The following is a 13543-nucleotide window of genomic DNA, read 5'->3' as shown; positions in this document are numbered from 1 at the left end:
CCATCGGAGGTTCACATGTCCCGTTCACGCAACCGTTTCGCGCTCGCGCTCGGCACCCTCGCCGTCGGAGCCCTCGTCCTGACCGCCTGTGGCGGATCGTCGGATCCACTGACCGGCGGCGGTGACGAAGAGATGACGGATTCCACGACGATCAACGTGGGCTCGCAGGCCTACTATTCGAATGAGATCATCGCCGAGATCTACGCTCAAGCACTGGAGAACGCCGGATTCGACGTCGACCGCACCTTCAGCATCGGGCAGCGCGATGCCTACATGCCGTCACTCGAAGACGGCACCATCGATCTGTTCCCCGAGTACACCGGCAACCTGCTCCAGTACTTCGACGACACCGCCACGGCGACCACGCCCGAAGATGTCTATGCAGCCCTGCAAGAGGCCCTGCCCGACGGCCTGACGGTCCTCGACCAGTCCCCAGCGACCGATCAGGACTCCTACAACGTGACGGCCGAGTTCGCCGAGGCGAACGGGCTGACCACGATCGGCGACCTCGCGGGGATCGAAGGCCTCACCCTCGGGGGCGCGCCCGAGCTCGAGCAGCGTCCGTACGGCCCGGCGGGACTCGAAGAGGTCTACGGCGTGACGGTCGCCTTCGATCCGACCGCCGACACGACCGTCGACGCACTCGTGGCCGGCACCATCCAGGTCGCCAACGTCTACAGCGCCGACCCGCTCATCGGCACAAACGACCTCGTCACCCTCGAAGACCCCGAGGGACTCTTCTTGGCATCGAACGTCGTCCCTGTGGTCAACGCCGAGATCGCCGACGAGATCGCCGACGTCATCAATGCCGTCAGCGCCGCACTGACGCCCGAAGGCCTCGTCGCCCTCAACATCGAATCGACCCAGGACGAGCGGTCCACGCCGGACATCGCCCGCGACTGGCTCGCCGCCAACGGTCTCAGCTGACGCCCGAATCCTGACGTCGGATGCCGCGTACCTTCCGGGGTGCGCGGCATCCGTCATCACGGGTCATGAGCGCATCGGTGTGAGGTCCGGCGCAAGCGCCTCGCGGCCGTCGAAGACGAAGCAGTCGCCGGTCCAGTGTGCGCCGCCGACCTGTTCGAAGTACCCGAGGATGCCGCCGTCGAGTTGGTAGGCCTCCACGCCCAGGTCGCCCAAGTAGAGGGCGGCCTTCTCGCAGCGGATGCCACCGGTGCAGAAGCTCACCACGGTGCGACCGGTGAGGTCTTCTCGCGCGGCGGCTGCGGCATCCGGAAACTGCGTGAAGCGCTCGATCCGCCAATCGAGTGCGCCGTCGAAGGTGCCATAGTCGACCTCGAACGCGTTGCGCGTGTCGAGCAGCACCACCTCGCGCCCCTCGTCGTCGTGACCCTGGTCGAGCCATCGACGGAGTGTCCGCGGCGCCACCGCGGGCGCTCGCCCCGCGCTCGGACGGATCATCGGGTGATCCATGCGGATGATCTCGCCCTTGACCTTCACGAGCATGCGGCCGAAGGGCTGTTCCTCGGACCAGCTCTCCTTCACCGCGAGGTCGGCAAAGCGCGCATCCGCGCGCAGGAGCGCGACGAACCCGCGCACATCGGCGGGGCTCCCGGCGAGGAAGAGGTTGATGCCCTCTTCGGCCAGGATGATCGTGCCTTTCAGAGCCGCGGCCGACGCGCGCTCACGCAGCACGGGTTGGAGACCACGCGGGTCGGCGATGCCGGTGAACAGGTATGCCGAGATGTTCAGGACGGAAGACACCCGACAAGCCTACGGAGTCTCGCGCCCGCCGCATCCCGACGGACGAGCCGATCGGTGGCAGGATCGAGACATGGTTCGCACGCCGTACAGCTCGATCTCGAGCTACTCCCGCGTGAAGATCCTGCATCTGCTGCAAGAGCAGTCAGGACGCACGATTCAGGATCTGTGCGAGGGCACGGGTCTGCACGCCAACACCGTGCGCGAACATCTGCAGCGGCTCGTCGACGCGGGCTACGTGGTGCACGAGCGCGAACATCGCACGACGCGCGGTCGACCACGCGTGCTCTACTCCGCGGCCACCGGCGGCGCCGAGGCGTCGAGCCCCGTTGCGCAAGAGCGTGTTCGGGGCGCCGCCCGTCGCGGCGATCTCATGCGCCGCGTCCTCCCCCAATCGGCGGGTCGGCTCACAGGAGCCGCCGCCCACCAGCTCGATGCCGTGATCGAGGATCTCGTCGAGGCCGGGTTCGAGCCGGAGGTCGACGAAGATGCGCTCACGATCGATCTCTCACCGTGCCCACACGCGCAGGCGCAGTCGGCGCACCTCGGCACCCTGTGTCGTGTGCACCTCGGGGTGATGCAGAGCGTCATGACCGAAGCAGGCGGCCCGCTGCGTGTCGACGGCGTGGCGCCGACGTGCGACCCGACACAGTGTGTCGTGCACCTCGTCCGCGACTGACCGCGGGACCTCACACCGCGATCGGGCGCCCGCCTTCAGCGGCCTGAGTCCCCGCTTCAACGCGGATCACGATCTGCTTCGACGTGGGGGTGTTGCAGACCGGGTCGATCGCGGCACGCGGCACGAGCACATTCGCCTCGGGGAAGTACATTGCCGCGCACCCCTTCACCGTCGGGTAGGCCACCACGCGGTAGCCGCGCAACACGCGGTCGGGTTCGCCAGGCCACTCGCTGAAGACGTCGACCGTCTGCCCGTCGACGAGCCCCCGCTCGGCGATGTCGTCGGCGTGCATGAAAATCACGAACCGGCCCTTGCGGATGCCCCGATACCGGTCGTTGAGCGAGTAGATCGTCGTGTTGTGCTGATCGTGGGCACGCAGCGTCTGCAAGAGCAGCCGCCCCTCGGGCACATCGATCACTTCGCTCTGCTGCAGTGTGAACTGCGCCTTACCGCTGGCTGTGGGAAAGGTGCGGGAGTCGCGGGGCGGGTGGGGCAGGACGAACGACTTCTCGGTCCGGATCCGCTCGTTGAAGTCGTCGAACCCTGGGATCACGCGCGAGATCGATGCCCGAATGGTGTCGTAGTCGTCTTCGAACGCCTGCCAATCGATACGCGGATGCGATGCCCCGAGCACGCGCTTGCCGAGTTCTGCGATCACCCACACATCCGACTTGACGTCGGGGGACACCGGTGCGATCTCGCCGTGACTCATGTTCACGCGACACACCGTGTCTTCGGCGGTCACGAATTGCAGGCCGGTCGCCTGCTCATCGCGCTCGGCGCGCACGAGCACCGGAAGCAGCAGGGATTCCTTGCCGGTGACGATGTGCGAGCGGTTGAGCTTGGTGGCGACCTGAACGCTGAGGTCGGCGTTGCGTACGCCGTCCTCAGCGAGCGCCGAGTCGCTCATGGCGGCGACGAGGTTTCCCGCGAAGCTCATGAACACCTTGACCTTGCCTTCGGAGAGAGCATTCATCGATGCCACCGAATCGAGCCCGTTCTCGCTGGGCGGGGTGAAGGCGAACTCCTTCTCCAGCGCGGCGGCGAACGCCGCGGGCAGCTTGTCCCAAACACCCATCGTGCGGTCGCCCTGCACGTTGCTGTGCCCGCGCACGGGCGACGCTCCCGCGCCCTTCTTGCCGATGTTGCCCTTGAGCAGCAACAGGTTCATGATCTCCGCGATCGTCGCCGCGCCTTGCTTCTGCTGGGTGATACCCAACGCCCACGTGATGATGGTGGCCTCGCTCTTCATGTAGCGCTCAGCGAGCCCGTCGATCTCTTCGGAGATCAACCCGGTGGCTTCGAGCACCTCCGCGTCATCGACGGCGAGGATGTGATCGCGGTACGCCTCGAACCCATCGCAGTGCGTCTGGATGAAGTCGTGGTCGAGGACGGTCCCGGGGGCCGCCTGCTCGGCGAGAAGGACCCGCTTGGCCACGGCCTGGATCAGATGATGGTCTCCTCCGCCCCGGATCTGCAGGAACTGGTCGGCGATCTTGATGCCGTCGCCCAGTTCGCCGGATACCTTCTGCGGGTTCTTGTATCGCTTGAGGGATGCTTCGGGCAGCGCGTTGACCGCGACCACAGCGCCACCGCGGGTCTTGGTGTCCTCGAGCGCGTTGAGCATGCGCGGATGGTTGGTGCCGGGATTCTGCCCCATCACGATGACGAGATCCGACCAGGCGAAGTCGTCGTAGTGCACGCTCGACTTGCCGACCCCGATCGCGGGCGTCATCCCCGCGCCCGTCGCTTCGTGGCAGAGGTTGGAGCAGTCCGGGAGGTTGTTCGTGCCGAACGCGCGGGCGAACAACTGCAGCAGGAACGCGGGCTCGTTCATGATCTTGCCGCTGGTGTAGAACACCGCTTCATCGGGCGAATCGAGGCTCGTCAGCGACTGCGCGACCTTGTCCAGCGCCTCATCCCAACTGATCGGAACATAGTGGTCCGAGCCTTCCGCCTTGAACATCGGCTTGGTGATGCGGCCTTGCAGGCCCAGCCAGTACTCGCTCTTGTCGAGCATGCTCGTCAGGCTGTTCTCGGCCCAGAACGAGTCCTCGATGACGACGGGTGTCGCATCCCAGACGATGTTCTTGATGCCGTTCTCGCAGAACTCCAGCGCCTTGGAGTGGTCGGGGTTGGCCCATGCGCACGAGGGGCAGTCGAATCCCTTCTTGTGGTTGATCGTCAGCGAGAGTTTCAGCGTCTTCTCGGTCCCGAGGTGTTCCTCCATCGGCACCATGGCCTTCTCGACCGCCTCGATCCCCACGGCGTAGTCCATCGGCTTCGTGACCTCGAGATCGGCATCCGAGAAGTCTTCTGCGAGCGGGCGATTGAACATCGGAATGGGCGTGTGCGACTCGGTCATGAGATCGTTCCTTCCGCGAGGACGGGGTGAGCGGCGGCGACGCGGATGCGTTCCGCGTGCGTATAGACGTTGAGTGACTGTCCACGGACGAAACCGAGGAGGGTGAGGCCGGACGCGTCGGCGAGTTCGACCGCGAGCGAGGACGGCGCCGATACCGCCGACAGGATGGGGATGCCCGCCATGATGGCTTTCTGGACGAGCTCGAAGCTGGCGCGGCCCGAGACCTGCAGAACGGTTCCTGCCAACGGGAGCTTGCCTTCTTGCGTTGCCCAGCCGACGACCTTGTCGACGGCGTTGTGCCTGCCGACGTCCTCTCTGATGACGAGAAGTTCCCGGGTTTCCGCGTCGAACAGCGCGGCGGCGTGCAATCCGCCGGTCTTGTCGAAAACGGACTGCTGTGCGCGAAGCTCATCCGGGAATCGCAGAACGGAGGCAGCGTCGATGGCGACGCGGTCTGTCGCCACGTCGAACGCGGACACGGTTTCGACCGCTTCGATGGATGCCTTGCCGCACACTCCGCAGGAGCTCGTCGTGTAGAAGTTGCGATCACGGGCGGGGGCGGCAACGCCTGCCGACAGCGTCAGGTCGAGCACGTTGTAGGTGTTCTCGGCACCGGGGCCCCCCGTGCCCGGACCGCCGCAGTGGATCGCGGCGGCGACCTGATCCCCCCGCACGATGACACCCTCGGAAACGAGGAAGCCTGTCGCGAGTTCGACGTCGTGACCGGGGGTGCGCATCGTCACCGCCAGAGCGGTACCACCGATGCGGATCTCGAGCGGCTCCTCGACGGCCAGCGCGTCGGGGCGACGGCGCTCGCCGAGATCCTCACCCTGCACCGTGATGCGGGTGACCGGTCTGCGCACCGTGATCCGCCCCATGACGCCATGCTAGACGGACCCCCGGGGAGGGCGATTCGCGCGATGGGTGCGATTCGTGCCGTGATCGACGTCGCTCAGCCGCCGATCGCGTTCATTCCGCGTGTCGGCTGAAGGAACGACGGATCGTTGATCGCATGTCCGGGGAGCTTTCCGCGGACGCAGGTGCGCAGCAGACCGTCGATGCCGTCGTCCGACGCCTCGTCCGCGCGCAGAATCGGGAGCAGATCGTATTCGGTGGTCGAGAAGAGACAGTTGCGGAACTGCCCGTCGGCTGTGAGGCGCATCCGGTCGCAATCGCCGCAGAACGGGGCGGTGACCGAGGCGATGACGCCGACGGTGTGCGGCCCACCGTCGAGGGTCCACCGCTCCGCGGGTGCGCCGCCGCGCCCGGGAACCTCGGCGAGGGCCCACCGCGTGCTCAGTGCATCGAGGATCTCCGCGCGCGTCACCATGCGCCCGCGGTCCCACGTGTGGCCGGCATCGAGCGGCATCTGTTCGATGAAGCGCATCTGCGCGTCCTGCGATATCGCGAACTCGACCAGATCGACGATCTCGTCGTCGTTGACGTCGCGCATCGCGACCGCGTTGATCTTGAGCGGTCGCAGACCGCTGTCACGCGCGGCGGCGATGCCGTCCAGGACGTCGTCGAGCCGGTCTCGTCGAGTGAGTTCTCGGAACCGGTCGCGGCGAATCGTGTCGAGCGAGATGTTCACACGCGCGAGTCCGGCGTCGATGAGATCGGGAAGGAACTCCCCCAATCGGATGCCGTTGGTCGTCATCGCAACATGCACGGGATCGCCGCTCGCATCGCGCAGTGCAGCGATACGCGACACCACGTCGACGATGTCAGGGCGCAGGAGGGGCTCTCCACCCGTGAGCCGGAACGTGGTGACACCCGCTGCCGCGGCGACGCCGGCCACACGAGCGATCTCGTCGGTGGTGAGAATGCTCGACCGGGCGAGCCATTCGTTGCCCTGGTCGGGCATGCAGTACGTGCATCTCAGCGAGCAACGGTCGGTGAGCGAGATTCGCAGATCGCGGTGCACACGGCCATGCGTGTCGACGAGAGGATCACCGGGGCGCTCTTGAGCGGATGCCGGAGCCGCCGGCATCCGTCGGGCGATCGTGACGGGAACGACCGTCACGCGCCACCGGATTTCGCACGATCTGCCATACCGCGAGGCTACCCGGCTCTCCTGCGGCCCGGGTCACGATGACGGATCCGTGCCTTTTTCACGGCGCAAGGCTTGCCTTATCTGAAAGTTCGCTGTGTACCGTCGAACCGAGCGCGGAGCGACCGCCGCGCCGTGGTCTGACCACATGGTACGGTGTGGTCTGACCACATCGCGCACACAGCGATCGGAGAACGCACCGTGGAGCTACTCGACCCACTCCTCCTCGCCCGATGGCAGTTCGGCCTGACGACGATCTATCACTTCATCTTCGTGCCCCTCACCCTCGGCATGGCGCTGACCGTCGCCATCTTCCAGACCGCATGGGTGCGCACGGGCAACCTGAAGTGGCTGCACCTCACCCGTTTCTTCGGCAAGATCTTCCTGATCAACTTCGCGATGGGCGTCGTGACGGGGATCGTGCAGGAGTTCCAGTTCGGCATGAACTGGTCCGCCTACTCGCGCTTCGTCGGCGATGTCTTCGGCGCACCCCTCGCCTTCGAAGGGCTGATGGCCTTCTTCTTCGAAGCGACCTTCATCGGGCTCTGGATCTTCGGGTGGGACAAGCTCCCCCGCAAGATCCACCTCGCGACCATCTGGATCGCGACATTCGGCGCCTGGGTTTCGGCCTACTTCATCTTGGCCGCCAACGCGTTCATGCAGAACCCCGTCGGCTACCAGATGGCCGCCGACGGCGGCCGCGCAGAGATGAACGATTTCTTCGCCGTGCTGTTCAATCCCGTCGCCCTCGCCGCGTTCCCGCACACGATCTTCTCCGCGCTCATGTTCACCGCCGGCGTGATCATCGCCATCGCGGCTTGGCACCTCATGCGCCACCAGAACCAGGAGATGATGCGCCCGACGCTGAAGTACGGCGCTTGGCTCATGATCATCGCGTTCATCGGAACGGCGCTCTCAGGCGACCAACTGGGCCTGGTCATGGTCGACACGCAGCCGATGAAGATGGCCGCTGCCGAAGCGCTCTTCGACACGGCCTGCGGAGCGGAGGCCTCGTTCTCGATCTTCACCCTCGGCACACCCGATGGCAGCACCGAGTTGTTCTCCGTGCGGGTGCCGTACCTGCTCGCGTTCCTCTCGACCCACACCCTCAGCGGATGCGTCGAAGGCATCAACGACCTCAATGCCGAATACACCACGCAGCTCTTCCCGCAGTTCGCCGACCAGGTCGACGGGAGTTTCGCTCCCATCCTGTGGATCACCTACTGGTCGTTCCGCTGGATGATGGGCTTCGGCATCCTCTCGACCGCGGTTGCCGTCGTCGGGCTGTGGGTGACGCGTAAGAGCGCCAAGAAGCCGCCGGCAACCTGGATGTGGCGCGTCGCCATCTGGTCCGCGCCGCTCGCGCTGTTCGGCATCATCGTCGGCTGGATCTTCACCGAGATGGGAAGACAGCCGTGGATCGTGTTCGGTCTCATGCTGACCGAAGACGGCGTCTCGCCGAGCGTGCCCGGATGGAACGTCCTGATCTCGCTCGTCTCGTTCACCCTCATCTATTTGGTGCTCGCGGTCGTCGAGTTCGGCCTCATCATCAAGACCGCCAAGAAGGGCCCCGACCCGCTACCCGAGCCCGGGAGCGAAGCGTCCAAGCCCACCTCGGTCGAAGACACCCCGACGACGGTCTACTAGGAGCTGGTCATGGATCTCGCATATCTCTGGTTCTTCATCGTCGGATTCCTCTTCGTCGGATACTTCGTCCTCGACGGGTTCGACTTCGGCGTCGGCATGTCGCTGCCGTTCCTCGGCAAAGACAACGTCTCGCGTCGCCAGATCATCAACACCATCGGCCCGGTGTGGGACCTCAACGAAACATGGGTCATCGTCGCCGGTGCGTGTCTGTTCGCCGCGTTCCCCGAGTGGTACGCCACGCTGTTCAGCGGCTTCTACCTGCCCCTCTTGTTGATCCTGCTCGCACTGATCATGCGGGGCGTCTCGTTCGAGTACCGCCACCAGCGCGACAGCGACCGCTGGCGTCGCAACTTCGACCGCATGATCGTCATCGGCTCGGCCGTCCCCGCGCTGCTGTGGGGCGTGGCCGTGGCCAACATCGTGCAGGGCGTGCCGCTGGACGCGAACCACGAGTTCACAGGGTCGCTGCTCACGCTACTCAACCCGTACGGACTCCTCGGCGGCGTGACCACGCTGCTGCTGTTCTTCACGCACGGCGTGTACTTCGTCGCTCTCAAGACCGACGGTCAAGTCTCCGCTGACGCCCGCAAGCTCGCCGGCCGTGCGGGGTTGCTGACGATCGTCGTTGCCGCGGTGTTCCTCGTCTGGACGATCGTGATGGCGTTCGGGCAGGAGCGCGACCTCGCCTGGATCACCGTGCTGTGCTCGGCGATCGCCGCGGTGCTGCTCATCGCCTCGTGGGTGGCCAACATGCGCGGACGCGAAGGGTGGGCGTTCGGCTTCGGCGCGTTCACCATCGTGTCGGCCGTGCTCGCACTCTGGTTCGCACTGTTCCCCTACGTCATGCCCTCGACGGTCGACCTCGCGACCAACAGCCTCACGATCGAGAACGCCTCGAGCACCGACTACACATTGACGATCATGTCGTGGGCGGCCCTGGTGTTCCTGCCGCTCGTGCTGCTGTATCAGGGCTGGACGTACTGGGTGTTCCGCAAGCGGATCGCACGGACGACGATCGAGCGCGCGTCCGTCGCCGCAGAGCACTGACCACGCCTCGCTGTACGTCGGTCGGGACGGGCCTGCGCGGTGGATAGGCTCGACGTGGCATGACTGACACGGACGAGACCTCCCCGCGCAGACGCGCCAGGCCGGTCGATCCGCGGCTCGTGCGCTACGCGACCGCATCGCGCCCGTTCTTCATCGCGATCGGCGCGATCACGCTCGCCCAGACCGCGGTCATCGTCGCGTTCGCTTGGCTGCTCACACGCGCGATCGTCGGCGCGATCGACGGGATGCCGTGGGCCGAGCTGGTGCCGACGCTCGCCGCGTTCGGTGGCGTCGTCGCTCTACGCGCCGTTCTCGTATGGGCGCGGGAAGCGGTCGCTGCGCGCGCCGCTGCACGAGTCCAGACCCAACTGCGCACCGCGCTCCTCGACGCGGTGGACGAGCTCGGTCCCGGATGGCTGGCAGGGAGGAATTCGGCTCACCTCGCGATCACCGCGGGCCGCGGGCTCGACGCCCTCGAGGCCTACTTCGGGCGGTACCTTCCGCAGCTGATCGCTACGGTGATCGCCACCCCGGTGATCATCGTCGTCATGTGGCGAGAAGACTGGATCTCGGGCCTCACGGTGGTCCTCACCATCCCGCTCATCCCGATCTTCATGGTCCTCATCGGCCTCGCGACCCGCGCCGTACAGCAACGCCAGTGGAAGACGCTGCACCAACTCGCCGCCCGGTTCTCCGACACCGTGCAGGGTCTGTCGACGCTCAAGGTCTTCGGGCGCCAGCACCGGGCGTCGGCATCCATCGAACGCGTGACCGACGGATACCGCCGCGAGACCATGCGCGTCCTGCGGATCTCGTTCTTGTCGGGCTTCGCGCTCGAGTTCTTGGCGTCGATCTCGGTGGCGATCATCGCCGTTTCCATCGGCTTCCGCCTCATCGACGGCACGCTCGCCCTGACCGTGGGACTTTTCGTGCTGCTCCTGGCACCCGAGGCCTATCTGCCGCTGCGGCAGGTGGGCGTGCAGTTCCACGCGGCGGCCGAGGGTGTCGCCGCCACCGACGACGTCTTCGCCGTCCTCGACGATGCCCGCGCGCACCCGCGCGCGACACGCGACCGACGCGGCGCTGACGACGCCGGCGGCGACCTCGTCGTCACCGATATGCGCGTTCACCGCGGCGAGCGCGTGCTGCCATGTGTGTCGTTCACGAGCAGTCCGCGGCGAGTGACCCTGATCGAGGGGCCGAGCGGCACCGGAAAGTCGAGCCTGCTCGCGGCACTTCGTGGCGCGGCACACTTCGACGGCACCGCCGCATTCTGCGGTGCGGACGTTCGCGACCTCGCACCGTCGTCATGGCTCGCGTGGGCCGGACAGCAACCGGGCCTCATCATGGGAACCATCGCCGACAACGTGACGCTCGGCGACGCCGCGCCCGATCCCGGGCTGGTCAGGCGCTCCCTGGACCTCGCCTGCGCCGGCGATCTCGACCCGCGCCGCGCGCTCGGTGCGCAGGGCGCGGGGCTCTCGGGCGGTCAGGCACAGCGGGTCGCGGTCGCCCGGGCGTTCTATCGGCACCTGCGTGGCGCGGCGCAGATCATCGCCCTCGACGAGCCGAGCGCAGCCCTGGACGCTTCGACCGAAGAGCGCCTCTGGCGAAGCGTTCGCGAACTCGCCGACAGCGGCGCCACCGTGCTGCTGGTGTCGCACCGGACCAGCGCCCGCGTGATCGCCGACGACATCGTGCGTCTCGAAGCGCGCGAGGTGGTCACGTGAGCGCCGAACCCGGTATCGACGGGCCCGCTGAGCCCACGACCGCCGCCGCGATCCTGCGCGGGGCCATGCCGTCCGCCCGGCGCTTCTGGCCGGCGCTGGCCGCGGGCTTCATCTCCGAGGCGTCCGCGGTCGCACTCCTGGCGACAAGCGCCTGGCTCATCGTGCGCGCGAGCGAGATGCCGCCCGTCCTGTACCTCTCGGTCGCGGTCGTCGGGGTGCGCTTCTTCGCCCTCACGCGCGCCGTGTTCCGCTACCTCGAACGTCTCGCAGGCCACGACGCGACCCTGCGGCAGTTGGCCACGACGCGCGCGGCACTCATCCGCAGGCTGGTGCCGCTCGCACCCGACGGGCTCGCACGGACGCGCCGCGGGTCGGTGCTCGGCGCCCTGGTCGACGATGTCGATGATCTTCAGAACCTGCCCCTGCGCGTCGTGCAACCCCTCGTGTCTTCGGCAATCGTCGCGGTGGCCGCCGTGGTGTTCGTCGCCTTCGTCTCGTGGCCGGCCGCCCTCACCCTGCTCGGGTGCCTCGCCATCGCCGCCGTCGTCGCCACCGCGTGGGGGTGGCTCGCCGGATCACGCGCCGAGCGCGCGATCGCGCCGCTGCGCTCCCGTCTCGCCGACGCGATCCTCGATCATCTCGGCAGCCTCGACGTGCTCGCCGCGTACGGTGCGGAGCGCGAGAGCCGTGCGAGAATCACCGCCGCGGACGCTGCCGTGCGCCGCGCGATCGTGCGACGCTCGAGCGCCCAGGCCGGAACGACGGCGCTCGTTTCGCTGCTCGCGGGAGCCGCCTCGCTCGCGGCGGTGCTCGTCACCGCCACGGCCCAGCCATCGATGGACGGGCCGTGGCTGGCGGTCGCCGTGCTCGTGCCGATGGCCGTGTTCGACGTGTTCGCCTCCGTGCCGCTCGCCGCTTCGGCCTGGCGGCAGGTGCGCGCCTCCGCCGAACGCATCGCCGACACCGTGCCCCACGAGATGCCTCCCGAGCTCGTCACCGAGCACATCGCACCGACGGGCGACGCACCACCCCTGGGCTCCGGCATCCGACTCCGCAACGCCGCGATCCGGTGGCCGGGCGCCGATGCACCCGCTCTTCGTGGAATCGACCTCGAGATCTCCCCGGGCGAGCGCCTCCTCGTCGTGGGATCCAGCGGCGCCGGCAAATCCACCCTCGCCCACGCGCTGGTGCGATTCCTCGCCGTGGAGGGCGGCTACGAGATCGGCGGACGATCGGTCGACGACATCGCCGGCGACGACGTCCGCCGCACGGTCGGTCTGTGCGAGCAGCATCCGATGCTCTTCGACGAGGACATCCGACAGAACCTGCTGTTCGCCCGAGACGACGCCACCGACGCCGACCTCGAGGACGTTCTCGAGCAAGTCGGTCTCGGACCATGGCTGCGTGAACGCGGGGGTCTGGACGCCCGCGTCGGCGAGCGCGGATCGCTCGTGTCGGGCGGTCAGGCGCAACGGATCGCGCTGGCGAGGGCGCTGCTGCGCGGGTTCCCGGTGCTCGTGCTCGATGAACCGACGGCCGGGGTCGACCCCGCGGCATCCGACGCGCTCCTCACCGATCTTCTCGGAGCGATCGACGACGCACGGGCCGTCGTGCTGATCTCGCACGTCACCGTCCCCGACGGCCTCGTCGACCGGGTCGTGCGGATCGAAGACGGGCGGATCGCCTAACCCTCGTCGCCCAGACGCATGCCGAAGGACTGCACGCCCGGGTGCCCGCCGATCGGCACGAAACCGAGCCGAGGGTAGAACGCCAGCGCCCCGACGTTGTCGGTCGAGGTCGACAGGTGCAGGCCCTCGACGCCGCGCTCACGCAAGGCCTCGACGAGTGTGGCGATGAGGCGCCGCCCCCACCCCTGCCCTTGCGCCCCGGGCAACAGGTCGATGTGCAGGTGCGCGGGATGGCCGAGACTGTACGGCTCGGCGCCCGCTCGGCGGCCGTACGCATAGATCAGGACGCCGTCCTGCCGGGACGTCTCCCGTTCGGGACGCGGCCACGCCGTGGCGCGACTCGGCCACCACTCCCGCGCGAACCAGTCCTCGAAGGCATCGGTGTCATCGGTGGCGACCACGTAGCCGAGCAGCCGTTCGTCATCGCCTTCGACGACGAACGCGAGGTCGGGGTGGCGCGCGACATACGGCAGCGCGAACACGTCGGCCCAGATGCGGTCGTCATCGAGCACTCCGGTCGCATCACCCCCGGCGTCCGCCGTCCTCAGACAGATGTCGGCGAGCGCGGGCTCATCGCCAGGGCGGAAAGGGCGGATGCGCGGCACGCGGCGAGTC

The 13543-nt window shown here is 67.4% G+C and carries 11 protein-coding genes; 6 read left to right on the top strand and 5 right to left on the bottom strand.

Translation table 11 applies throughout. From position 1 onward, the window contains the following. The first annotated feature begins 15 nt into the window (after positions 1 to 15). The gene (locus ACFQZV_RS05325; RefSeq protein WP_378751082.1) at positions 16 to 927 is read left to right on the top strand and encodes an ABC transporter substrate-binding protein; all 912 of its coding nucleotides are present in this window, start codon (positions 16 to 18) and stop codon (positions 925 to 927) included. Between the two features lie 63 nt (positions 928 to 990). On the opposite strand, the gene ACFQZV_RS05320 is transcribed toward ACFQZV_RS05325, so the two are convergent. After that, positions 991 to 1725 (bottom strand): sulfurtransferase, encoded by a 735-nt coding sequence (locus tag ACFQZV_RS05320; protein ID WP_378751084.1) that lies wholly within the window; start codon positions 1723 to 1725, stop codon positions 991 to 993. Between the two features lie 70 nt (positions 1726 to 1795). Here ACFQZV_RS05320 and ACFQZV_RS05315 point away from each other — a divergent pair, with 70 nt between their 5' ends. Next, positions 1796 to 2401, top strand: coding sequence for a helix-turn-helix transcriptional regulator (locus ACFQZV_RS05315; RefSeq protein ID WP_378751086.1), 606 nt, complete (start codon positions 1796 to 1798; stop codon positions 2399 to 2401). A gap of 10 nt (positions 2402 to 2411) precedes the next feature. Here ACFQZV_RS05315 and ACFQZV_RS05310 read toward each other — a convergent pair whose 3' ends face one another. From ACFQZV_RS05310 to moaA, 3 genes are all read right to left on the bottom strand, one after another. Continuing rightward, positions 2412 to 4766, bottom strand: coding sequence for an FdhF/YdeP family oxidoreductase (locus ACFQZV_RS05310; protein WP_378751088.1), 2355 nt, complete (start codon positions 4764 to 4766; stop codon positions 2412 to 2414). Next, complete coding sequence (gene fdhD / locus ACFQZV_RS05305; protein ID WP_378751090.1) at positions 4763 to 5644, bottom strand: formate dehydrogenase accessory sulfurtransferase FdhD; 882 nt, start codon at positions 5642 to 5644, stop codon at positions 4763 to 4765. Before fdhD ends, ACFQZV_RS05310 begins: the two co-directional genes overlap by 4 nt. Positions 5645 to 5718: 74 nt before the next feature. Further along, a complete protein-coding gene (moaA, locus tag ACFQZV_RS05300) occupies positions 5719 to 6756 on the bottom strand; it encodes a GTP 3',8-cyclase MoaA (protein WP_378751252.1) in 1038 nt (345 codons plus the stop codon). 261 nt (positions 6757 to 7017) lie between these two features. Between moaA and ACFQZV_RS05295 the strand changes: the two genes are divergently transcribed. The 4 genes from ACFQZV_RS05295 to cydC all read left to right on the top strand — a co-directional run bounded on the left by ACFQZV_RS05295 (position 7018) and on the right by cydC (position 12928). Next, positions 7018 to 8463 (top strand): cytochrome ubiquinol oxidase subunit I, encoded by a 1446-nt coding sequence (locus tag ACFQZV_RS05295; RefSeq protein ID WP_378751092.1) that lies wholly within the window; start codon positions 7018 to 7020, stop codon positions 8461 to 8463. A gap of 9 nt (positions 8464 to 8472) precedes the next feature. Then, positions 8473 to 9510 carry a cytochrome d ubiquinol oxidase subunit II gene (gene cydB / locus ACFQZV_RS05290; protein ID WP_378751094.1) on the top strand — a complete coding sequence of 346 codons (1038 nt, stop codon included), beginning with the start codon at positions 8473 to 8475 and terminating at the stop codon, positions 9508 to 9510. A gap of 59 nt (positions 9511 to 9569) precedes the next feature. Continuing rightward, positions 9570 to 11240 (top strand): thiol reductant ABC exporter subunit CydD, encoded by a 1671-nt coding sequence (gene cydD, locus ACFQZV_RS05285; protein WP_378751096.1) that lies wholly within the window; start codon positions 9570 to 9572, stop codon positions 11238 to 11240. A 65-nt stretch (positions 11241 to 11305) separates the two neighbouring features. After that, entirely contained in the window at positions 11306 to 12928 is a 1623-nt protein-coding gene (cydC, locus tag ACFQZV_RS05280) for a thiol reductant ABC exporter subunit CydC (protein ID WP_378751254.1), read from the top strand. Here the strand turns inward: cydC and ACFQZV_RS05275 are convergent. Then, entirely contained in the window at positions 12925 to 13533 is a 609-nt protein-coding gene (locus ACFQZV_RS05275) for a GNAT family N-acetyltransferase (protein ID WP_378751098.1), read from the bottom strand. The genes cydC and ACFQZV_RS05275 overlap by 4 nt on opposite strands. Between the last annotated feature and the right edge of the window lie 10 nt (positions 13534 to 13543).

Source organism: Microbacterium koreense (assembly GCF_042677105.1).
GTDB classification, from domain to species: Bacteria; Actinomycetota; Actinomycetes; order Actinomycetales; family Microbacteriaceae; genus Microbacterium; species Microbacterium koreense.
The sequence above is the reverse complement of the archived record's forward strand: the minus strand, read 5'-3'. Positions and strand labels throughout refer to the sequence as shown.